Genomic DNA, 21,463 nt, shown 5'->3' on the forward strand with positions numbered 1-21,463 from the left:
GGCGGGAACGGGGAGGCGCCGATGTCGGTCGAACGCATTCTGTGGCAAGAAGACGCCACCGGCCTCGCCGGTCTGGTGCGCAAGGGCGAACTGTCGGCGATCGAGTTGACCGAAGCGGCGATCGCGCGCGCCGAGGCCTCAAGGCCTGAAATCAATGCCACGGCCGAGCCGCTCTACGAGGCCGCGCGGGCGCGGGCGAAAACCATGGACCGCTCGCTGCCGCTGGCCGGCGTGCCCTTTGCCATCAAGGACCTCGGCATCGCCATCAAGGGTGTGCCCTCGCATGGCGGCAGCCGCATTCCGGCCTCGGTGCCCGACGTCAATTCGCTGATGACCGACCGCTACCTTGCCGCCGGGCTGATCCCGATCGTCACTTCGACTTCGCCGGAGCATGGGTTGCGGCTGATGACCGAATCCAAGGCCTTCGGCATCACCCGCAATCCCTGGAACACCGGCCACACCAGCGGCGGCTCATCGGGTGGCGCGGCGGCCCTCGTCGCTGCCGGCGTGGTGCCGGTGGCGCATGCCTCCGATGGCGGCGGCTCGATCCGCGTGCCTTCCGCCTGCACGGGCCTGGTCGGCCTCAAGACCTCGCGGGGTCGAATCCCGCTGACGCCGCTGGTCAGCGAAAGCTGGTACGGCATGGTGGTCGATCATGCCGTCACCCGCTCGGTGCGCGATAGCGCGCTGCTGCTCGACCTCACCCACGGTCCCGACTCCCTGTCGCCCTATGCGGCACTGCCGCCAAAGGGCACGTTCGCCGCCGCCGCCGCGCGCGATCCCGGCAAGCTCAGCCTGGCCGTCTACCGCAAGTCGCCGCTTGGCCTGCCGATCTCGGCCGAGACGATGAAAGCGCTCGACATGGCTGTGGCGCTTGCGCGCGAGGGCGGCCACACCACCGTGGAAATCGACCTGCCCTTCATCGGCCGCGATTTCATGGCCGACTTCTGCAGGACGGTTGCTTCCGCCGTCGCCGGCACGCTGCGGGCCGAAGCGCTGCGCGTCGGCCGTCCCGTCACCGGCGACGTCGAGCGCGCCACGCGGGTGCTCGGCCGGTTGGGCGAAATGGTCTCGGCCGGCGAAATCTATGCCGGCCTGCAGCGGCTACATGCCGCCTCGCGCCGGATGATCGAGGAAACCGCGCAATATGACGCTGTGCTGATGCCTGTTATCGCGCACCCGCCGCTCGCCTGCGGCGCCATGGACCCGAAAGGCACCGATGAGCTGGTCGAAAACCTTCTCGACAAGCTTCACCTGACGTCTTTGCTCAAGCTGAAACCCTTGTTCGGCCAGCTGATGGACAAGAGCCTTTTGTTCACGCACTGGCCGGCAATCCACAATGTCAGCGGCCAGCCGTCGATCGCGCTGCCCGTCCATGTCACCGAGGCCGGCCTGCCGCTCGGCATCCAGGCCGCCGGGCGCCCGGGCGACGAGGAGACGCTTTTGTCCTTCGCCGCGCAGATGGAGAAGCTTTCGGGTTGGCTGAAACGGCGGGCGCCGCTGATGGTGCCGTCATGATGACGAGGCCGTGAACGCGGCGAATATGACAGCAATGCCATTTGCCCCCCGGGCCAAATCCCGCTAAGACGCCGCCGTCTTTACCTGATGCATGTCGCCCAAAAGTGCCCGGCGGTTTTGGAGCAACGACATGCATAAACCAAAAAGCCAGGGAACCGCCCGATGACGGACATCGCCGCCACCGCCGAAATGCAGGCCGCCCTGCTGTCGCGCGCTTTGCCCTACATGCAGCGCTACGAACACAAGACCGTCGTGGTGAAATATGGCGGCCACGCCATGGGCGATATCGAGCTCGGCAAGGCCTTCGCCCGCGACATCGCGTTGCTGAAGCAGTCCGGCGTCAACCCGATCGTCGTTCACGGCGGCGGGCCGCAGATCGGCGCCATGCTGACCAAGATGGGCATCGAATCCAAGTTCGAGGGCGGCCTGCGCGTCACCGACCAGAAGACGGTCGAGATCGTCGAGATGGTGCTGGCCGGCTCGATCAACAAGGAGATCGTTGCGCTCATCAACGCCGAAGGCGAATGGGCGATCGGCCTCTGCGGCAAGGACGGCAACATGGTGTTCGCCGAAAAGGCGCGCAAGACCATGATCGACCCCGATTCCAACATCGAGCGCGTGCTCGATCTCGGCTTCGTCGGCGAGCCGGTCGAGGTCGACCGCACGCTGCTCGACCTCCTGGCCCGCTCCGAAATGATCCCGGTGCTGGCGCCGGTGGCGCCGGGCCGCGACGGCCACACCTACAACATCAACGCCGACACTTTCGCCGGCGCCATTGCCGGCGCCTGCAAGGCCTCGCGCCTTTTGTTCCTTACCGACGTGCCGGGCGTACTCGACAAGAACAAGAAGCTGATCGACGAATTGACCGTCGCCGAGGCCAGGGCGCTGATCAAGGACGGCACGGTCTCGGGCGGTATGATCCCCAAGGTCGAGACCTGCATCGAGGCGATCGAGCGCGGCGTCGAAGGCGTGGTCATCCTCAACGGCAAGACGCCGCATGCGGTGCTGCTAGAACTCTTCACCGAACACGGCGCCGGCACGCTGATCGTGCCTTAGTCGGCCTCAGCCGGCTAGTCTTCTGGCCGGCAGCCCGCTATTTGTGGAGGCGGAAAGCTCCGGCTTGCGCGGCTGTCGCGCGACGATCATCGATTCCTCCTCCGCGTCCTGCGGCGCGCCCCAGAATTCGGCAAGCGTCGGACCGTCCTTCACCCTGCCATCACGGGCCAGGAAACCCCAGACCTCGCGAAACCAGACCCGGCGGCCCATCTTGGTGTACCAGCGCATCGAATGCCGTTGCTCGGGATCGGGGTGGAACAGGATGCGCGCCAGCGCCTTCGGCCGCGATTGCACGGCGAGCTCGATGAGCTTGACGCTGAAGAACAGCATCCACGGCTTCAGCCGCGTCATCTGCAGCACCTGGTGCTTGTAGTCCCACAGCCGGGCATCCTTCTGGATCACCTTGCGGTCGCGCGCGATGCGGAAGAACGGCGTCCAGCGATGCGGCGTCACATAGAGCGCCTGGATCTGGTCGGGGTCATAGGCGATGAGCTGGCGAAAGCCGCGCCACAGGTCGCGAAACCCCTCATCCTCGAAGCCGGCCACCCAGGTCGCCATCGACAATATGCCGTGCTTGCGCAACAGCCTTATCGCCTCGCGGTCGGATGAGGTGCTGCCGCCCTTGCGGATCAATTGCAGCGTCTGCTCGTCGGTGTTCTCCATGCCGAGCAGCCACCGGATGACGCCGGCCTTGCGGTAGAGATGCAGGATGTCGGCGTCGCGCACGATGTCGTCGGCGCGGGTCGAGCCGACGATCAGCACCGGCACGTTCTCGGCGATCAGCGCGTCGAGAAAGGCGCGCCACGCCTTCTTCGAAACGGTCGGGTTCTCGTCGGCGAGGTTGATCAGTTTGACGCCGTGCTCGCGGTGCAGCCAGGCGATCTCCTTAGCGAATTTTACGGGATCGCGGTGCCGCCATCGGGTCCAGAAACCGCGCTGGCCGCAATAGTTGCACAGATGCGGACAGCCGCGCGAAAACTGCATCACCACGGCGCGCTTGCCGCCCCAGTAACTATATCGGCCGTGGTCGATCAGCTCCCAGCCGACGCGGTAAGCGTCGAGATCGGCGATGGTCATGGCGCCCTGCGTGGCAAAGGGACGGCGCAGATCGTCACGGAAGGCGATGCCGGCGACGCTCGCCGGCGGCTGGTGCATTTCCAGCGCCTCGACCAGCGCCACGACGGTCGCTTCGCCCTCGCCGCGCACGATGAAGTCGAAGACGTCGGTCGCCGCCAATATGTCGCGCCAGTGGTAGGTCGGGAAGACGCCGCCATAGATGACGATCGTCGCCGGCTCGCGCTGCTTGATCATTTTGGCGATCAGCAAGGCGGTCGGGTGCGCCGAGGTCGAGCCGGAATGGCCGATCAGGACGAAGTCCGGAAAGCAGTCCAGGGCGTCGCGCACCACCTTTTCGAGCGGCATCGGCCCGAGTTCGGCATCGACGAGCCGCAAATCATGGCCGGCATCGATCAGCGGGCCGCCGATCGCCAGCAGGCCAAGCGGCGGCAAATGATCGTCCGGCACCCGGCTGCCGATGGCTGTGTGCGGTGGATTGATCAGGACGATTTTCATGGCGGACCTCTTAGGCAGTTGGTCCGCATATGCTGGCCGGCGATCTAGCCGCCCAATTGGCCCGTTTCAGCAGTTTGCGTGCAGCTTTTCCGCAGGAGCGCTGGAGATGGCGCTACTTCCTGAGATGCGCGAGCGGCACGTGGCCGGGCCCCTTGATGTTTTGCAGCACCAGCTGCGTGTGGACGTCGCGCACGCCGTCGAGCCGCATCAGCCGGTGCATGACGAAGGCGTTCAGCTCGTCGACCGAAGGCACCATCACATGCAGCAGGAAGTCGTGGTCGCCGGTCATCGTCCAGCACGAAGACACCTCGTCCATGCGCTGCACCGCGGCAATGAACTTCTCCGGCGAGCCATCGCTGTGGCTGACAAGGCGCACCTGGATGAACACCTCGACCGTCAGGCCGACCGCGCGGCGGCTGATCACCGTGGCAAAACCCTTGATGACACCTGCATCCTGCAGCGCCTCGAAGCGCCGCGCGCATGGCGTCGTCGACAGGCCGATCTCTTGCGCCAGTTCCGAGACAGGCTTGCGCCCGTCGCGTTGCAGTACATCGAGCATCTTGATCTCGAAATCATCGAATTGAGGCATTTTCACTCCTCGGATGCGGATTGTGAGTGAATATTATCCCGAACATCGCTGATGAGCCATCATCAAAACCGAATTGCCTCACCAAATCCGGTTACGCTACGGACACGTCTGCAATTGCCGATTTGCGAGGAGAAAAACCATGACGACGATGAGTGTTGCCGAATATGCCCGCGATTGCGCGGCGCAGGGGTTGCGCGGCGACTATTCGGTCTGCCGTGCCGATTTCACCGTGGCCCAGGGTTATGACTACAGCGACGAGGAACAGGCGGTGTGGCGCACTCTGTGCGATCGCCAGACGAAGCTGACGCGCAAGCTCGCCCATCATTCCTATCTCGACGGTGTTGAAAAACTTGGCCTGCTTGACCGCATTCCCGATTTCGAGGACGTCAGCGCCAAGCTGCGCAAGCTGACCGGCTGGGAGATCGTTGCCGTGCCGGGTCTTATTCCCGCCGCCCCCTTCTTCGACCATCTCGCCAACCGCCGCTTCCCGGTCACCAACTGGCTGCGCACCAGGCAGGAGCTCGACTACATCGTCGAGCCGGACATGTTCCATGATTTCTTCGGCCACGTGCCGGTGCTGTCGCAGCCGGTCTTCGCCGACTTCATGCAGATGTACGGCAAGAAGGCCGGCGACATCATCGCGCTCGGCGGCGACGAGATGATCACCCGGCTCTACTGGTACACGGCCGAATACGGCCTGATGCAGGAGGCCGGCCAGCCGCTGAAGGCCTTTGGCGCCGGCCTGATGTCGTCCTTCACCGAATTGCAGTTCGCCGTCGAGGGCAAGGACGCCCACCATGTGCCTTTCGACTTGGAAATGGTGATGCGCACCGGCTACGAGATCGACAAGTTCCAGCGCGCCTATTTCGTGCTGCCGTCCTTCGACGCCTTGCGCGACGCTTTCCAGACGGCTGATTTCGAGGCGATCGTCGCGCGCCGCAAGGGCGAGGAGGCGCTCGACCCGGCGACAGTCTAAAACGCAAAGCGCGTCGCATGAATCCGTTTCAACGCGACGCGCTTTGGACGCTTTGATCCGCGGGGCTATTGCATGGCGGCAGGGTTCATCCACAGGAACTCCCAGACGTTGCCGTCGGGGTCTTCGTGTGGCGGTTGAACATGAAGCCGAGGTCCTGCGCGGGGTTGGGATCGGCGCGGCCACCGGCCGCCACGCCCTTCTCGATCGTGGCATTGACCTCGTCCTTGCTGCCGGCGGTGAGCGCGATCAGCATCTGGCTGTCGCGCCTGGCGTCGCCGATCTGGCGCGTCGTGAACTGGCCGTAGTGCTGGTGCGTCAGCAGCATCACCCCGATCGAGTCGGAGAACATGATCGAGCTGGCCTGGTCGTTCGAGAACTGCGGATTGAGCGTGCCGCCGATCGCGAGATAGAAGTTGGTCGCCGCCTGCAGATCGCGCACCGGCAGATTTATGAAGATCATCTTGGTCATCGGTCTAAGCCTTGCCTTCGTTGACAGGTACTAGTCAGTCCAGTACCGTTTCATGGCTACCATGCGGGAACGGTACCGTCTAGTACTGGCCAGGAGAGCGCCTTGAAAATCGACGGTGAGACCAGATCGGAACGCAAGGATCGCGAGATCATCCAGGCGGCCACGGCGGCGTTCATCAGCAAGGGTTATGACGGGACCAGCATGGAGGAAATCGCTACCAAAGCGGGGGCCTCCAAGCAGACCGTCTACAAGCATTTCACCGACAAGGAGACGCTGTTCGGCGAAGTCGTTCTGTCAACCGCTGGCCAGGTCAACGATATTATCGAGTCCGTGACGACGCTGCTTTCCGAGGCGAAATTCATGGAAGGCGGCCTGCAGCAGCTTGCCCGACGTCTGATAGCGGTTCTCATGGACGAAGAGTTGTTGAAGCTGCGGCGCTTGATCATCGCCAACGCGGATCGAATGCCGCAGCTTGGCCGCGCTTGGTACGAAAAAGGTTTTGAGCGCATGCTTGCCTCGACGGGGTCCTGCTTTCAAAAGCTCACCGATCGAGGACTGATACAGACCAGCGATCCCTATCTGGCAGCCAGCCATCTTTTTGGAATGCTTCTTTGGATCCCCATGAATGAAGCCATGTTCACGGGAAGCAACCGGCGCTCCAAAGCCGAACTGGAACGGCACGCGGATGCCTCGGTGGAGGCATTTCTGGCCGTCTATGGGGTCCAGCCGAAATAGTCGCGTTCCCCGCCGACATTGCGGTAACGCCGCGAACAAAAAATGCGCCCCTATCGCCCTGAGGTGTCCGACCCCTCGGCTTTCAGCCGCGCAAGCTGGGCGCGCTGCAGGTCGAGCGCGGCGTTGACGAAGCGTGATATGGTCGCGAGTTCGGCGTCGCTGAAGGTGGCGATCACCTTCTCTCCCTCCTTGGCGATGGCGCCGTAATAGCGCGCCGACAGGTCCCGCGTAGCCTCGGTCGCTTCGATCACCACCTTGCGCCTGTCCTCGAGGCTGCGCGTGCGCGTCAGCAGCCCGCGTGCCTCGAGCCGGTCGATCAGCGCCGTCACGGCGGCCGGCGTCAGCCCGGTCGCGGTCGCGATCGCGCCGGCCGATTGCGGGCCGCCATAGAGCAGTCCGATGCAATGGCGCTCGGCCATGTTCAGCCCGAGCCTCGCCCCCACCGCCTCGTCATAGGCCTGCGTGGCGTCCTGCCATTGCATCACGGCAAGGCCGATCGCGGCCGCGATTTCGTCGCGATACCTGCTTGACGAATTTATTTCGATCATCTAACTATCAATCCGTCTAACATTTAGACTATCGCAGCAATATGCGGCCGTAGCACCGACAAGGCAAGAGCCGGCCGCCGACAAGGAGTGAAAAAATGAGCTTGATTCAACAACGTACCCCTCTCTCCCACGAGGATGAATTCAAATACGCCAAGCTGGCGATGGAATGGTATGGCTGGGGTTCCCCGATCGGCCTCGGCATCCTGCTCGTGGCGCTGGCCGCCGCGGCGGTGCTGGTGCGCATCGCCATCTACGGCCTGTGACCATGGCCGTCACCACCCCCTCGGCATTGCCGGTCGCCATCATTGGCGCCGGTGTTGCCGGGCTGGCCCTTGCCGTCATGCTTCGGCGGCAGGGGCTTGCCGTCCGCCTGTTCGAGGCGCGGTCGCGCGAAGCGTTGAGCGAAGGCGCCTTCCTCACTCTGGCCCCCAACGGCATCAACGCGCTGCGTGCGCTTGGGCTCGCCGAGCGGGTAAGCGCGCTGGGCATTCGCACCCTTGGCTTCGAGATCATGAACGCCGCCGGGCGCCGGCTCATCCATCTTGACGAGCAGCTATCGATGCGCGAGGCCGGCGCCGAAAGCGTCACGTTGCGGCGCTCGGACCTGCTCGGCGCGCTGCTGGATGAGGCGCTGGCGCTTGGCGCCGACATCCGTTTTGGCCATGCGCTCGCCGAAATCGAAGACCAGCCTGATTGTGTGCGCCTTGCCTTCGGCAATGGCGTCACCGTCGATGCCGCCTGGCTCGCGGGCTGCGATGGCGTCTGGTCGCGCGTCCGTCGCGTCTGTTTTCCGGCCTCCCCGGATCCGGTCTATACTGGACTGACCGGCGTCGGCGGCGTGGCGGAACTGCCCTTTGTCGAGTCCACCGACGGCCTGATGCATATGGTGTTCGGCAGGAAAGCCTTCTTCGGCTACATGAAACCGGATGACGGACCGGTGTTGTGGTTCTCGTCCTTCCCGCTGGACGAGGATGCTGCCCTGGCGAGACCCGATCCCTTGCATCTGGCGGCAACCGTTCGCCAGTTGCATGCCGGCGATCCCCGGACGATCCGCCAGATCGTCGACACCGTCACGCAAATCCCGCGCGCCTACCCCGTGTTCGACATGCTGCATCTGCCAAAATGGCACACCGGCCGGGTGGTCGTGCTGGGCGATGCCGCGCATGCCGTCGCGCCGCATTCCGGGCAGGGCGCGTCGATGGCCATCGAGGACGCCGTGGTGCTGGCCGCGTGCCTGGATGCGACACCATTGCCGGCGCAGGCCTTCGCCGCCTTTCAGGCGCTGCGTCAGGACCGCGTCGAGCACATCGTCAAGGTCAGCCGGCGGATCGGCGCGCAAAAACAGGTGAAAGGCCGCGTCGCTCTGTTCCTGCGTGACCTCATGTTGCCGTTCTTCGTCCGCTTGGGCGCACGCACGAACCGCGCCATGACGCGTTACCGTGCCGACCTGACGCCGCTCGAAAAACCGTCGACCTGACTGGATTTCCGCGCCGGTCGCGGGCGCGGAAGACCCCAGCCGTTCAGACAGCGATCACCTTGCTCAGATGATCGCCCAGCCGGCAGGCCAGCGCGGTGATCGTCGTCGTCGGGTTGGCTTGACCGGATGTGCAGAACACCGAGGAGCCACCGACATAGAGATTGTCCATGCCGTGCACTGCAGTTGGCGTCCACCACACTTCTGGCGATGTCGGTGCCCATGCGTGTGCCGCCCATATGATGGTGGCCAGCGGTCTCCTCGTCGGTCGGATAATCCTCGCCATTGGCAATCCAGTCCATGAGACGGACACGGCCGAGATCCTTTTCGATGAGCGTCGTGCCGAACAGCTTCAGGCCTTCGACTAGCGTGCGGCGTTCGAGCTCCGATTTCTTCCAGTGCAGCGCGATGCGCGGCACGCCGGCATGGTCGACATCGGTCTTGGACAGCTCGATCTGGTTGGAGGCCAGCGGCGCCTGTTCCCAGGCGACGTAGAGCTGGGCCGCGCAGCGCAGGTTCTGGCTGAGCTGATAGGCAACCCATTCGGCCATGTCGGGCGCCGTGCAGGCGAGGTCGGCAATCACATGCTTGACGCCGGCATAGGGCGTCTCGATCAGCCTGATGCCGAAATTCATGATCCGCAGGCGCTCCATCGCGGCAAGCGTCGGCGAGAAGAAGGCCTCATTGACGGCATCGACCTCGAACTCACCGTAGTCGGCCAGGATGGCATTGCCGCCCTCGAAGGTCGGGTGCTCCATCCAGTAGCGGCCAAGTGCCGTGGCGTTCGGGACGACGCCGCCGTTGGAGCGCTGGTTCGACCACAGAAGCAGCCGCGAATTCTCCAGCCCGCCGGTGCAGACGATGAAATAGTCGGCACTGAAAGCGCCCGCGTCCTGGCCGTTGGACCATAGTTTGGCGCCGTTCACGCGTTTGCCGTCGCCGGCAAGCTCGGTGGCATAGGTGTTGAGCACGACGGCGATGTTGCGGCTCTTGTCGAGCTCGTCGGCGAATTTCTCGCCGAAGCGCACCGCCGGGCTCTTGATCAGCTGCACCCAGCGAATGTCGTCCGAGATCGGCACATCGGGCCGGAAATCGGGAAGTTCGAGAATATCGTGCACCTCGGGCAGATAGGGCTCGATGTCGGCACGGCGGATCGGCCAGCCTGTGTCGGGTGCCCAGGCCTTCGGCTCGAAATCCTGCTTGTCGAGCACGCGGCACCAGCCGGCCCAATGGTTGGAGCTGCCGCCCATATATCGCAGCCGGGTGATGTCGAGGTCGAAATAGAAATCGCCGACCGTGGTGCCGCGGTAGAAATCCTGCGACTCGTCGCTGAACTCCCGCGAGCCGGCCTCCAGCACCACGACCGGGATGCCGGCGGCGCCCAGCTTGCGGGCAATGGTGGTGCCGGCCGGACCCGAACCGAGGATGCAGACCTTGGGTTTGAAGTTGGCGGCGCGATACGCCTCATAGCTGTCGAAGATCATGCCAGGTCGCCCCGCTTCAGGATCCAGCCATTGACCTCGACGATCTCATTCGGGTCGTCCGGTGATGGATCGGACCTTGAAGGACCGGCACGGGCCGCGTCGGCTTCAGGCAGCTTGCGGAACAAGGACAGGGCAGGCAGGGCGATCAGCGCCTGCACGAGCGTGCGGCGCGACATTTTTTTGAAGAAACTCATGCCAGGTCTCTCGGATAGGGCCTCGATGCGCGCATGACAATCCCCGAACGGCACACGCATCGTCACAGAGGCCAGTATCGTGCCAAGCCCGGCCCCAAGGCGTGAAAAGGCGGGCAAGCGGTACAACCGAATGCAAACAGGGTTAGAAATTCCTTAACGGGCGAGGTGTGCCGGACCGGCCGGCTCACGCGGCCGCGGAAATGTCCGTATCGAGAATCGTCAGGTTGCGGCCGCCATGCTTGGCCTGGTAGAGGCGCCGGTCCGCGGCGCGCATCAGCTCCGATACGTTGACGTCCTCGCCGCACACGGTGCCGCCGATGCTGACGGTCAGTGGAATGGTGCGTTCGTCCACCGGCCGGAAGCGGATCAGCTCGACCTCGCGGCGAATGCGCTCGGCGACACGCTTGGCTTCCTGCTCGGTGGCGCCGACCAGAAAGGCGCCGAATTCCTCGCCGCCGATGCGGCCAAGCACGTCGCCGCTGCGCACGCCGCGCTCGATGGCGCTGGCGATCAGCAGCAGCGCGTCGTCCCCGGTCAGGTGGCCGAAACTGTCATTGATCTTCTTGAAATGATCGGCGTCGATGATCAGCAGCGCGCCGCGGTCGGACTTGCGCCGCGAACCGTCGAGCGCGGCGAAGAAACTTTCCCGGTTGAGCATGCCGGTCATGTCGTCGCGGCTAGCCTTCTCCGACAGGCGGCGGTGCGCTGCTGCAAGCTGGGCGTGCGCCCGGGCCAGTTCGCGGTGCGCGTTTTTCAGCCGGTCGCTCTGCCAGAAGGTGCTGGCGCAGGCCACCCATGCAAGCACCAGCGGACAGAGCGTCGAACTCAGCCAGATCGTTCGGTTGACCGGGAATCCCAGGGCCGGAACGATGATCAGCGTCAGAAGAAGCGAGGCGGCGACGGAGGCGAAAGCGATAGCGGCGGATTTCAGAATGATGCTGTTCATCGCGGGCTCCCCACAGGACTGTCTCTGTGCCAGCAAGCCCTGAAGGCCACCTTTCCCGGTTGCATAAAATTTGAATCGTGCGGCCATTTCTGCCACTAAAAGCGCGTGGAAGTTGTGGATAAAGTCTCTTTCAGTATCCGCGTTTCATGCCATAAGGAGCGCATGACCACGCAGCCTGATCCCGCCCGCTTCGCCCATGTCACCGACTGGGTGTTCGACCTCGACAACACGCTCTATCCGCATCATTCGAATCTGTTCTCGCAGATCGACGTCAAGATGACCGCCTATGTCGGGGAACTGCTGTCGCTGCCGCGCGAGGAGGCGCGCAAGCTGCAGAAGGAGCTTTATCGCGAATATGGCACGACGCTGAACGGGCTGATGACGCGCCATGGCATCGATCCCGATGATTTCCTCGAGAAGGTGCATGACATCGACTATTCTTGGCTGGTGCCCGACCCTGTCCTGGGCACCGCCATCCGCCAGCTCCCCGGCCGTAAGTTCATCTTCACCAATGGCGACCGCCGGCACGCCGAGCGCACCGCGCGCCAGCTCGGCATCCTCGACCATTTCGACGACATTTTCGATATCGTCGCCGCCGGCCTCAATCCCAAGCCCGCGCGCCAGACCTACGAGAAGTTCGCCGAGCTACATGCCGTTACCGGCCACAATGCGGTGATGTTCGAGGACCTCGCCCGCAACCTGGAGGTGCCGAAGGCACTGGGCATGACCACCGTGCTCGTCGTGCCGCGCAATTTCGAGCCGACCTTCGCCGAGATCTGGGAACGCGACCCCGCGCAGGAAGACGACGTCGATTTCGTCACCGACGATCTGGCGGGGTTTCTGACGGCGATAGTTGCGGGAGAACAGGCAGTAGGCAGTAGGGGAAATTGAGCTGGAAGCAGCGACTGCAAACGCCTTATTCTCCTACTGCCTACTGCCTACTGCCTACTGCCTTACTCCCCCAACTTGTAGAACCGGCTGACAATCCCCCAGGCTTCGTCGGCGGTGTCGACGAAATCGATGATGTCCTGGTCGCCGGGGCTGATCGTGCCTTGCTCGGCGAGGAAGTCGAGATTGATCGCGCGTTTCCAGAACGATTTACCGAACAGGATCACCGGCACGCGCTCCATGCGTCCGGTCTGGATCAGCGTCAGCGTCTCGAAGAACTCGTCCATCGTGCCGAAGCCGCCGGGAAACACGGCCACCGCCTTGGCGCGCATGACGAAATGCATCTTGCGGATGGCGAAATAGTGGAAGTTGAAACACAGCTCCGGCGTCACATAGGCGTTCGGCGCCTGTTCATGCGGCAGCACGATGTTGAGCCCGATCGACGGTGCGCCGACATCGTCGGCGCCGCGGTTTCCCGCTTCCATCACGCCGGGGCCGCCGCCGGTCACCACGACATATTCGCGGTAATACGAGGCGGCCGATTGCTGCGAGCACAGGCGAGCGAATTTGCGCGCCTCCTCGTAATATTTGCTGTTTTCCTCGAGATTCTTCTTCTGCGTCTCGTTCTTGGCCGCCCAGGCCTCGCCGCCAGGTTCCGGCAGGCGCGCGCCGCCAAACAGGATCACCGTCGATCGGATGCCGCGCTCGGCCAGGATCATTTCCGGCTTCAAGAGTTCGAGCTGCAGACGCACCGCGCGCAATTCGCGCCGCGTCATGAAGTCGGGATCGTTCCAGGCAAGCCGGTAGGTCTCGGCCCGCGTCTGCGGCGTGTCCGGCACGCTTTTCGACCGCTCCAGATCCTCGTCCGAATGCGGCAGCGGCGTCCACCCCGCCTTTTCCATAGGTGTCATCAAATTACCCGTCCAAATTTCCTTGACTGCGCCGTCCCATGACGCAGGTGCGATTGACCCTCACTGAGCCTTAACATAAGCAGGTCGCGCAAACGTGTCCGGCGGTTTTGCGACAAGAACCTGCTACATGCAAAGACCCAGGCAGACGAAGCATGCCTGCGGTCCACGCGACGTCAAAACAGGTTAAGGCGCAGCCCCTTAACAGCTTGGTAATGGAGCGAATTCATGTCGAAGCCCGATCTGGCGAGCCTCGAAAAGACCATCGAGAAGGCCTTCGACGAACGCGATACGATTTCGACCGCGACCCGCGGCGAGACGCGCGACGCCATCCAGGCCGCACTCGACCTGCTCGACCGCGGCCTGGCGCGCGTCGCCGAGCGCCAGGCCGACGGCAAGTGGCACGTCAACCAGTGGCTGAAGAAGGCCGTGCTGCTCTCCTTCCGGCTCAACCCGATGGAGATCATCAAGGGTGGCCCGGGCCAGGCCGTCTGGTGGGACAAGGTGCCGTCCAAGTTCGATGGCTGGAGCGCCGTCGATTTCGAGAAGGCAGGCTTCCGCGCCGTGCCGTCGTCGATCGTGCGCCGTTCCGCCTATGTCGCTCCGGGCGCCGTGCTGATGCCATCCTTCGTCAATGTCGGCGCTTATGTCGATACGGGGACCATGGTCGACACCTGGGCCTCCGTCGGCTCCTGCGCCCAGATCGGCAAGAACGTACATCTGTCGGGTGGCGTCGGCATCGGCGGCGTGCTGGAGCCGATGCAGGCCGGCCCCACCATCATCGAGGATAATTGCTTCATCGGCGCGCGTTCAGAAGTCGTCGAGGGCTGCATCGTGCGCGAAGGCTCGGTGCTCGGCATGGGCGTCTTCATCGGCCAGTCGACCAAGATCGTCGACCGCGCCACCGGTGAAATCTTCTACGGCGAAGTGCCGCCCAATTCGGTGGTCGTCGCCGGCTCGCTGCCGGGCAAGCCTTTTCCGAACAACGAGCCCGGCCCCGGCCTCTACTGCGCCGTCATCGTCAAGCGCGTCGACGCCAAGACCCGGTCGAAGACCTCGATCAACGAATTGCTGCGCGATTGATCTTTCCGCAAAGCGGGCGCACCTTCCGCCGGCGCGACAATCCGTCGCGCTGGTTCGACATGGAGGGGTGACATGGACTGGAAATATCTGCTCACAAGTTTCGACGGCCGCATCAACCGCGCCAAGTTCTGGGCCTGCGTTGGCATCATTTTCGTTGGCGCGGTCATCGCGATGATCCTCGACAACATACTGGGCACGACATTCAACCAAATGCCCTACGGCTTTATCTATTTGCTCTATGGGCTGGCCATGCTCTATTCGGTCTTCGCCGTCTACGCCAAGCGCTGGCATGATCGGGGCAAGTCCGGCTGGTGGAGCCTGATCATCCTGGTACCCTTTATCGGCGCGATCTGGTTTCTGGTGGAATGCGGCATTCTCGAAGGCGCCAGGGGTGCCAATCAATACGGACCGGACCCGCTTGCCTGACAGTTCAAATCTCACCTGGCTTTTCTTCAAGATATCGGGCCGCGTCAGCCGCGCGGCCTATTTTCTTGGTGGCCTGCTCGTCGCCATCATCCAGGCCTTCCCGCTCTACCGCTTCACGCTGGTTCCGGAAGGCTCGGCCGAGAGCAATATGTGGTCGTTCATCTTCTTCATCGCCTTCATTGCCTCGCTATGGTCGAACATCGCGCTGGCGGTGAAGCGGCTGCACGACCTCGACAAGCCGGGCATTGCCGCGCTGATCCTGTTCGTACCGGTCGTCTCGATCGTCGCCTTTCTTGTGTTGTGTCTGTTTCCAGGGCAGCCTGGACCCAACCGCTATGGCCGGCGCACCAACGAGCCGGCACAACCCTAGAGCCGGATGATTTCAGGTCGAATCGACCTGAAATCTGAATCCGTCTCTAAATCAAAGAGATAGACCATGATGCCGTCCGAAAACCGCTTCACATTTTTCGGCATCATGCTCTGAGGGCCGATCGGACATGCGCTACCGCACGCTTGATCCGAAACTGATCATCGAGACCGCCGAACGGCTTGAAGAGCGCGTTGCGGAACGGTTTCCCCAGGCCGGGCTGCGCGGCGTCGCCGCCGAACTGGTGTCGCTGTCTCGCGACCTGGCCAAGGCGGCCCAGGCGCTCGAAGCGCCGATCTGGTGGCTGCGCGGGCTCATCATCGCCGCCGTCCTCGCCGGCGCGTTGATCTTCCTGTTCGTCGGCACCATCCTGCCGCTCATCCATATCTCCCAGGCTGACGATGCGGTGCAGTCGGTGCAAGGCATCGAAGCCACGATCAACATGATCATCCTTGCCGTGCTCGGCCTGCTGGCGCTGATTCGCACCGAGGAGCGCATCAAGCGCAAGCGGGTGTTTCGCCAACTGCACGGTCTGCGCTCGCTGATCCACGTCATCGACATGCATCAGCTGACCAAGGATCCGGCGGCTCTTTCGGCCGATTTCAGGCCGACGGCGCATTCCCCGGCCCGCATCACCAATGCCGCTGATCTCGCGCGTTACCTCGACTATTGCTCCGAAATGCTGTCGATCACCGGCAAGATCGCCGCTCTGTTCGCGCAGTCGGTCAATGACGATGTCGTCATCGACGGCGTCAATGACATCGAGAACCTGGCGTCCAACCTGTCGCGCAAGATCTGGCAGAAGATCACGCTGATCGAGAGGCACCCGGCGGCACAACCTGTTCCGGCGCCAGGCCGGGCGAGCCAAGCCGTGCCGCTTCCGCCGCGCGCACCAAAGCGGTAACGCTTTTCAGGAGCGGCGCCGGCGTCCCCGTTCTCTGGGCGAGGCCGAGCACCGCGCCTTGCAGTTCGTCGATCTCCGTCGGCCGGCCGCGCTGCAGATCGTCCCACATCGACGAGCGCGCCTGAGGGTCGATCGCCAGCATGCGCCGCGCCAGCAGTTTGAACAGCCAGTCCGGCAGCCGCAGCACTTTCGGCAGCAGCGCCGGCCGCAGTCCGGCGATACGCGCCGGCGCGATGCCGGAGGCGTTCATCGCCCGCAGCGCCTCGTCGATCTGGCCGGCCAGGATCAGCCGCCAGCGACGATCGGCGAGTTCGCGCGCCAGCGGCAGGTCCGACAACGCCACCAGCGCGTTGTTGAGGTTCATCAAAAGCTTGCCCCACAGCACAGCCTTCATGTCGCCATGCGTCTCGACCGCCAGCCCTTCAACATCGAGAAGACCGGCGACATCGAGAAGGCCGGCAAGGCCGCCATCCTCTATCATCACCTTGCCCTCGCTGGCGCGGTGGACGCGCAGCGGCAGCTCGCCGTCAGGCGATTGCACCACATTGAACGGCACCATGCCGGCCAGCACGGTTCGCTGGCCAGACCTGGCGCCCAGCCTGTCGGCGTTGTCGACGCCGTTCTGCAGGCTGATCACCACCGCATCGGGTCGGGCATGGGCCTTGATCAGCGCCGCCATCTCCTGTGTCGCGCCGCTCTTGACGGTCACCAGGATCACATCCGCCTGCGGCAGAGCGACGGCGGGATCGGCGGTGACCCCGAGCGCGTCCGGCTTGACCAGGCGATCGCGGCCTTCAAGGTCGCTGACACGCAATCCGCCCTGTCGCAGCGCTGCCTCGACGCGCGGCCGGGCCAGCAGGACAACCTGCCGCCCGGCGAGCGCCAGGCAACCGCCGACATAGCAGCCGATGCTGCCGGCGCCTGCGATGACGATCCGTTTTTCCCCGTCTGCCATCTCTTGCTCCGCACCGGCCCGACTATACGACATGAAAACCATAATGTCGGCGGCATCGTCTGCCATTGCGCTGGCCCCTATGTCTGCCCGTGACAGGCCCTCAGCTTTCGACTATCGCTTTTGCCATGACGCTGCCGACCGACCCCGCCGCAAACCTCGCCGCCCTTATCCGTTGTGCCTCGGTGACACCAGCCGAAGGCGGCGCGCTGAGCGCGCTGGAAACGATGCTGAAGCCGCTCGGCTTCCTGGTCGACCGGCCGGTCTTTTCGGAAGACGGCACGCCAGACATCGAGAACCTCTATGCAAGGCGGTCCGGCAACGGTCCGCATCTGATGTTCGCCGGCCATACCGATGTCGTGCCGGTCGGCGACGAAGCCGCCTGGACGCATCCGCCTTTCGCCGCCGAGATCGCCAATGGCGAGATGTATGGCCGTGGCGCCGTCGACATGAAGGGCGGCATTGCCTGCTTCGTCGCGGCGATAGCGCGCCATGTCGAGAACAATGGCGGCCCCAAGGGTTCGGTCTCGCTGCTGATCACCGGCGACGAGGAAGGCCCGGCCATCAACGGCACGGTCAAGCTGCTCGAATGGGCCGCTTCCAGGGGCGAGAAATGGGATGCCTCGATCGTCGGCGAACCGACCAATCCGGATGCGCTCGGCGACATGATCAAGATCGGCCGGCGCGGCTCGCTGTCCGGGTCGATCATGGTCAATGGCCGCCAGGGCCATGCCGCCTATCCGCAGCTTGCCGACAATCCGGTGCGCGGCTTGATGGGCCTGGTCGACGCCTTGCTGCATCCCGTCTTCGACAAGGGAACCAGGGATTTCCAGCCGACCAATCTGGAGGTCACCTCCATCGATGTCGGCAACCCGGCCACCAATGTCATCCCCGCCAAGGCCACCGCGACCTTCAACATCCGCTTCAACGACACCTGGACGGCCGAGACCGTCCAGGCCGAAATCCACAACCGGCTCGACCAGGCGGCGAAGCGCAAGAAGTACCGGCCGGGCAAGAAGACGCCGGTCGACTACGACCTTGTCTGGCGCGACCGGCCAAGCCATGTTTTCCTGACCCGCGACGACAAGTTGGTCGACACGCTTGCCGGTTCGATCAAGGCGGCGGTCGGCAAGAAGCCGGCGCTGTCCACTTCGGGCGGCACATCGGATGCGCGCTTCATCAAGGATTACTGCCCGGTGGTCGAGTTCGGTCTGGTCGGCAAGACCATGCATATGGTCGACGAGCGCGTCGCCCTTGCCGATCTCGAAACGCTGACGCGGATCTACCAGCGCTTCATCGAAGACTGGTTCGGGCAGGGCTGAGCAGCATGCTTTCGGCGGATGAAACCCACGCTTCGCTGACCGGTGCCTGGCGGCTGATGCTCGGCAAGGCCGACGGCCTGCGCCTGCTCGACCTGTCGGCCGACGGCTTCTGGAATTCCTTCTTCGCCATCGTCGTTGCCGCGCCGGCGCTGATCGTGGGCTGGGTCGGCATCGCCAACCAGATCGGCGATCCCGACGCCTTCGTGGGCCGTTTCGGCATGCTGTTGCGCCTGGCGACGGTCGATATCGGTTCCTGGGTGCTGCCGCTGGTCGCGCTCGCCTTGGTCGCGCCGCGCGCCGGCATTGGTGGGCGCTTCGTGCACTATGTCGTCGCCAGCAACTGGGCCTCCGCCATCACCGCCTGGCTCATGCTGCCCTCGGCGCTGATCAGGCTTTTCCTGTCGTCGGCAAGCCAGGTCGCGAGCCTTGTGTCGCTGTTGCTGTTTGCCTTGTCGATGGCGCTGACCTGGCGCATGACCAATGCCACAATCGGCAAGGGCGCGGCGGTCGGCACCGCCGTTTTCGTCGGCATGTTCATTGCTTCGCTGCTGGTGCTGTTCGGGCTGCAGATACTGCTTGGCATCACCGTGCCGGACGATATCGGGGCTCAGAGCCTTTCCGGACCGTTCCCGGGGTAGAGCCTGCCTGGCTCTGAATAGCGGCTACGGACTCTGTTCTGAACAGAGCTTCTGGGCACTGTTCAGAATAGAGCCTGCCGGCTCATCCGGGATAATCGACGCCAATGAGGAAAAGCCCGTCGGGCGGCGCCACCTGGCCGCAGGCGGCGCGGTCGCGCGCTTCGAGCGCCGCCTTGAGGTTGGCCTCGGTCCAGCCGCCATCGCCGACGCGCTTGAGCGAGCCGACCATGGAGCGCACCTGGTTGTGCAGGAAGGAACGGGCCGAAGCTCTCACCTCGATCATGTCGCCCGCCCGGCTCACATCGAGCCGTTCCAGTGTCCGGACCGGGCTGTTGGCCTGGCACTGGGTCGAACGGAAGGTGGTGAAGTCATGCCGGCCGAGCAGAAGTTTCGCGGCCTCGTGCATGGCGCCGGCATCGAGCCGCTTCGGCACCCACCACACCTTGCCCTTTTCCAGCGCCGCGGGCGCGCGGCGGTTGAGGATGCGATAGAGATAGTGGCGGCCGGTGGCAGAGAAGCGGGCGTCGAAATCGTCCGGGACGATCGCCGCCTTCAGGATGGCGACATGCGCGCCGGCTGCCTGCAGATGGGCATTGACGGCATCGCGCACCTTGTCGCCGGGCCATGGCTTGGCGAGGTCGACATGCGCCACCTGGGCGCTCGCATGCACGCCGGCATCGGTGCGGCCGGCGGCGCGCAGCCGCACCGCCTCGCCGCAGAATTTCTCGATCGCCTGCTCGATCGCCTGCTGCACCGAAGGCTGGTCGGCCTGGTGCTGCCAGCCGGCAAACAGGCCGCCGTCATATTCGATGTCGAGGCGAAAACGCGGCATTTGCGGCTAGAGCTCTCGCCTTGAGCAATTCCAGGAAAAGTGTGAAACGGTTTTCCGTCCGGAATTGCGTTAAAACAAAGAGGTAGAGCAGGTCACCGTTTCCATGAAACGGTGGACTGCTCTACGCGGCGAGAGCGGTGAAGGCGGAAGCGTAGACCAGCCTGCCGGCCTCCGGAGCGTCGCCCCAGGCCAGCGCCTGCAGCGCCTCGCCTTGGTACTCACTCTCGAATTTTTCGGCCCGCGCATGGCTGTAGCCGAAACGGCCGTAATAGGCGGGGTCGCCCAGCACCACGGCCAGCGTCTCGCCGGCATCCTTCAGGCGAATATGCGCCTCGCGGATCAGCGCGCCGCCAATGCCGCTGCCATGGAACGAAGGTTCCACCGCCAGCGGCGCCAGCGCCACGGCCGCGAAGCTCTTGCCGCCATTCTGGACGAACAGCCGGGAAAACAGGATGTGGCCTACCGCCTGGCCGTCTTCTTCCGCCACCAGTTCGACGACGGCGTCGCCGCCGGTGACCAGCGCGTCGACCAACCCGGCCTCCGCCTGCTGGCCGAATGCATGTTCCTCGACGAGGCGAATGGCCTCGCGATCCCGCGGCGTCGCCGCGCGTATCGACATCATGCTCATGAGAACTTCATTCCTTTTACGATCTTGGCTCCGCGCAGGAATTCCGACGCGGCGGCGGGCTTTCCGCCCGCACGTTGAACTTCGACCAGCCTGATCGCGCCTGCCCCGCAGGCGACCGTCAGCCGGTCATCGAGAATTCCTCCCGACTCGCCCGAACCTTCCGAAAGCGACAGGCCTTCGGATAGTGTCGAGCGAAGCAGTTTCAGCCGTTCCACGCGGCCGCCAATGTCAATTTCGGACCAGGCGCCGGGAAAGGGCGACAGGCCACGAAGATGGTTGTGGACCTCGGCCGCGGGCCGCGTCCAATCCACCCGCGTCTCGGATTTATCGATTTTTCTGGCGTAAGTCACCCCTTCCGCCGCTTGCGCGGTAAATGTCAGGATGTTCCCTTCCAGCCGCGCCAGCGCTTCCACCATCAGGGCAGCACCAACGCTCATCAACCGATCATGCAGATCGCCGGCTGTCATATCGGGGTCGATGGCGCATTTTTCAAGCAATCCCACCGGACCGGTGTCCAGACCCTCTTCCATGCGCATCACCATCATGCCGCTTTCCAGGTCACCCGCCATGATGGCGCGCTGGATGGGGGCGGCGCCGCGCCAGCGCGGCAAAAGCGATGCATGGCCGTTGATGCAGCCAAGGCGGGGCGCGTCGAGAATTGCCTTAGGCAGCAGCAAACCATAGGCCACGACCACGGCGATATCGGCCCGCAGGGCGCTGAAAGCGGCCTGCTCGGCCTCGCCCTTGAGGGAGGTCGGCGTCCGCACCGCGATGCCGAGCCGCTCGGCCTCGCGCTGCACCGGCGACGGCGTCAGCTCCAGCCCGCGCCGGCCGGCCGCGCGTGGCGGCTGTGTGTAGACGGCCGATACCTCATGTCCGGCCTCGGCGATCGCGCGCAACGTCGGCACCGAAAACTCCGGCGTGCCCATGAAGATGACGCGAAGGGGCATTTTT

At 64.1% G+C, this 21,463-nt stretch carries 23 protein-coding genes and 2 pseudogenes; 13 read left to right on the forward strand and 12 right to left on the reverse strand.

What is annotated here, in order from left to right; translation table 11 throughout:
* The first annotated feature begins 21 nt into the window (after positions 1–21).
* Together ACVILI_RS05445 and argB are read left to right on the forward strand one after the other, a co-directional pair.
* On the forward strand, positions 22–1,518 hold the full coding sequence (locus ACVILI_RS05445; RefSeq protein WP_038651180.1) for an amidase: 1,497 nt from the start codon (positions 22–24) through the stop codon (positions 1,516–1,518).
* A 162-nt stretch (positions 1,519–1,680) separates the two neighbouring features.
* On the forward strand, positions 1,681–2,574 hold the full coding sequence (gene argB / locus ACVILI_RS05450) for an acetylglutamate kinase (protein ID WP_038651183.1): 894 nt from the start codon (positions 1,681–1,683) through the stop codon (positions 2,572–2,574).
* Positions 2,575–2,580: 6 nt separating this feature from the next.
* Here the strand turns inward: argB and bchE are convergent, their stop codons facing one another.
* Both bchE and ACVILI_RS05460 read right to left on the reverse strand, forming a co-directional pair.
* Entirely contained in the window at positions 2,581–4,146 is a 1,566-nt protein-coding gene (bchE, locus tag ACVILI_RS05455) for a magnesium-protoporphyrin IX monomethyl ester anaerobic oxidative cyclase (protein ID WP_038651186.1), read from the reverse strand.
* Positions 4,147–4,258: 112 nt separating this feature from the next.
* Positions 4,259–4,735 (reverse strand): Lrp/AsnC family transcriptional regulator, encoded by a 477-nt coding sequence (locus tag ACVILI_RS05460; RefSeq protein WP_038651188.1) that lies wholly within the window; start codon positions 4,733–4,735, stop codon positions 4,259–4,261.
* 139 nt (positions 4,736–4,874) lie between these two features.
* On the opposite strand from ACVILI_RS05460, the gene phhA reads away from it, so the two are divergent.
* Positions 4,875–5,711, forward strand: a complete 837-nt coding sequence (gene phhA / locus ACVILI_RS05465; protein ID WP_240564602.1) for a phenylalanine 4-monooxygenase — start codon at positions 4,875–4,877, stop codon at positions 5,709–5,711.
* A gap of 65 nt (positions 5,712–5,776) precedes the next feature.
* On the opposite strand, the pseudogene ACVILI_RS05470 reads toward phhA, so the two are convergent.
* A pseudogene (locus ACVILI_RS05470) lies at positions 5,777–6,180 on the reverse strand (VOC family protein).
* A 102-nt stretch (positions 6,181–6,282) separates the two neighbouring features.
* Here ACVILI_RS05470 and ACVILI_RS05475 point away from each other — a divergent pair.
* Positions 6,283–6,915, forward strand: a complete 633-nt coding sequence (locus ACVILI_RS05475; protein WP_038651194.1) for a TetR/AcrR family transcriptional regulator — start codon at positions 6,283–6,285, stop codon at positions 6,913–6,915.
* Positions 6,916–6,965: 50 nt separating this feature from the next.
* Here the strand turns inward: ACVILI_RS05475 and ACVILI_RS05480 are convergent, their stop codons facing one another.
* Positions 6,966–7,463 carry a MarR family winged helix-turn-helix transcriptional regulator gene (locus ACVILI_RS05480; protein WP_019862451.1) on the reverse strand — a complete coding sequence of 166 codons (498 nt, stop codon included), beginning with the start codon at positions 7,461–7,463 and terminating at the stop codon, positions 6,966–6,968.
* Between the two features lie 95 nt (positions 7,464–7,558).
* Here ACVILI_RS05480 and ACVILI_RS05485 point away from each other — a divergent pair, with 95 nt between their 5' ends.
* Both ACVILI_RS05485 and ACVILI_RS05490 read left to right on the forward strand, forming a co-directional pair.
* Positions 7,559–7,726: a hypothetical protein gene (locus ACVILI_RS05485; RefSeq protein WP_010912744.1), complete on the forward strand. Its 168-nt coding sequence runs from the start codon at positions 7,559–7,561 to the stop codon at positions 7,724–7,726.
* A gap of 2 nt (positions 7,727–7,728) precedes the next feature.
* Positions 7,729–8,940, forward strand: a complete 1,212-nt coding sequence (locus ACVILI_RS05490; protein WP_038651196.1) for an FAD-dependent oxidoreductase — start codon at positions 7,729–7,731, stop codon at positions 8,938–8,940.
* Positions 8,941–8,983: 43 nt separating this feature from the next.
* On the opposite strand, the pseudogene ACVILI_RS05495 reads toward ACVILI_RS05490, so the two are convergent.
* From ACVILI_RS05495 to ACVILI_RS05505, 3 genes and pseudogenes are all read right to left on the reverse strand, one after another.
* A pseudogene (locus tag ACVILI_RS05495) lies at positions 8,984–10,421 on the reverse strand (GMC oxidoreductase).
* Positions 10,418–10,615 carry a hypothetical protein gene (locus ACVILI_RS05500; RefSeq protein WP_038651202.1) on the reverse strand — a complete coding sequence of 66 codons (198 nt, stop codon included), beginning with the start codon at positions 10,613–10,615 and terminating at the stop codon, positions 10,418–10,420. Before ACVILI_RS05500 ends, ACVILI_RS05495 begins: the two are co-directional and overlap by 4 nt.
* A 184-nt stretch (positions 10,616–10,799) precedes the next feature.
* The gene (locus ACVILI_RS05505) at positions 10,800–11,561 is read right to left on the reverse strand and encodes a GGDEF domain-containing protein (RefSeq protein WP_019862455.1); all 762 of its coding nucleotides are present in this window, start codon (positions 11,559–11,561) and stop codon (positions 10,800–10,802) included.
* A gap of 162 nt (positions 11,562–11,723) precedes the next feature.
* Between ACVILI_RS05505 and ACVILI_RS05510 the strand changes: the two genes are divergently transcribed.
* The gene (locus ACVILI_RS05510; RefSeq protein WP_019862456.1) at positions 11,724–12,452 is read left to right on the forward strand and encodes a pyrimidine 5'-nucleotidase; all 729 of its coding nucleotides are present in this window, start codon (positions 11,724–11,726) and stop codon (positions 12,450–12,452) included.
* Between the two features lie 62 nt (positions 12,453–12,514).
* Here the strand turns inward: ACVILI_RS05510 and ACVILI_RS05515 are convergent, their stop codons facing one another.
* Positions 12,515–13,360, reverse strand: a complete 846-nt coding sequence (locus ACVILI_RS05515; protein WP_081296171.1) for an LOG family protein — start codon at positions 13,358–13,360, stop codon at positions 12,515–12,517.
* A gap of 225 nt (positions 13,361–13,585) precedes the next feature.
* Here ACVILI_RS05515 and dapD point away from each other — a divergent pair, with 225 nt between their 5' ends.
* The 4 genes from dapD to ACVILI_RS05535 all read left to right on the forward strand — a co-directional run bounded on the left by dapD (position 13,586) and on the right by ACVILI_RS05535 (position 16,137).
* Positions 13,586–14,440, forward strand: coding sequence for a 2,3,4,5-tetrahydropyridine-2,6-dicarboxylate N-succinyltransferase (gene dapD, locus ACVILI_RS05520; protein ID WP_038651207.1), 855 nt, complete (start codon positions 13,586–13,588; stop codon positions 14,438–14,440).
* 72 nt (positions 14,441–14,512) lie between these two features.
* The gene (locus ACVILI_RS05525) at positions 14,513–14,866 is read left to right on the forward strand and encodes a DUF805 domain-containing protein (RefSeq protein WP_019862459.1); all 354 of its coding nucleotides are present in this window, start codon (positions 14,513–14,515) and stop codon (positions 14,864–14,866) included.
* Positions 14,859–15,236, forward strand: a complete 378-nt coding sequence (locus ACVILI_RS05530) for a DUF805 domain-containing protein (protein ID WP_019862461.1) — start codon at positions 14,859–14,861, stop codon at positions 15,234–15,236. Before ACVILI_RS05525 ends, ACVILI_RS05530 begins: the two co-directional genes overlap by 8 nt.
* A gap of 127 nt (positions 15,237–15,363) precedes the next feature.
* Complete coding sequence (locus ACVILI_RS05535) at positions 15,364–16,137, forward strand: hypothetical protein (RefSeq protein WP_019862464.1); 774 nt, start codon at positions 15,364–15,366, stop codon at positions 16,135–16,137.
* Here the strand turns inward: ACVILI_RS05535 and ACVILI_RS05540 are convergent.
* Positions 16,040–17,092, reverse strand: coding sequence for a 2-dehydropantoate 2-reductase (locus ACVILI_RS05540; protein WP_084791725.1), 1,053 nt, complete (start codon positions 17,090–17,092; stop codon positions 16,040–16,042). The genes ACVILI_RS05535 and ACVILI_RS05540 overlap by 98 nt on opposite strands.
* A 125-nt stretch (positions 17,093–17,217) precedes the next feature.
* On the opposite strand from ACVILI_RS05540, the gene dapE reads away from it, so the two are divergent.
* Together dapE and ACVILI_RS05550 are read left to right on the forward strand one after the other, a co-directional pair.
* Positions 17,218–18,411 (forward strand): succinyl-diaminopimelate desuccinylase, encoded by a 1,194-nt coding sequence (gene dapE, locus ACVILI_RS05545; RefSeq protein ID WP_019862466.1) that lies wholly within the window; start codon positions 17,218–17,220, stop codon positions 18,409–18,411.
* A gap of 5 nt (positions 18,412–18,416) precedes the next feature.
* Positions 18,417–19,049: a transporter gene (locus ACVILI_RS05550; protein WP_064985272.1), complete on the forward strand. Its 633-nt coding sequence runs from the start codon at positions 18,417–18,419 to the stop codon at positions 19,047–19,049.
* Between the two features lie 82 nt (positions 19,050–19,131).
* Here the strand turns inward: ACVILI_RS05550 and truA are convergent, their stop codons facing one another.
* The 3 genes from truA to fmt all read right to left on the reverse strand — a co-directional run bounded on the left by truA (position 19,132) and on the right by fmt (position 21,459).
* A complete protein-coding gene (gene truA / locus ACVILI_RS05555) occupies positions 19,132–19,881 on the reverse strand; it encodes a tRNA pseudouridine(38-40) synthase TruA (RefSeq protein ID WP_038651216.1) in 750 nt (249 codons plus the stop codon).
* 121 nt (positions 19,882–20,002) lie between these two features.
* Complete coding sequence (locus tag ACVILI_RS05560) at positions 20,003–20,509, reverse strand: GNAT family N-acetyltransferase (RefSeq protein ID WP_019862469.1); 507 nt, start codon at positions 20,507–20,509, stop codon at positions 20,003–20,005.
* Positions 20,506–21,459 carry a methionyl-tRNA formyltransferase gene (gene fmt / locus ACVILI_RS05565; RefSeq protein ID WP_038651222.1) on the reverse strand — a complete coding sequence of 318 codons (954 nt, stop codon included), beginning with the start codon at positions 21,457–21,459 and terminating at the stop codon, positions 20,506–20,508. The genes ACVILI_RS05560 and fmt overlap by 4 nt, the downstream gene beginning before the upstream one ends.
* Between the last annotated feature and the right edge of the window lie 4 nt (positions 21,460–21,463).

It is taken from the genome of Mesorhizobium sp. USDA 4775, assembly GCF_054062655.1.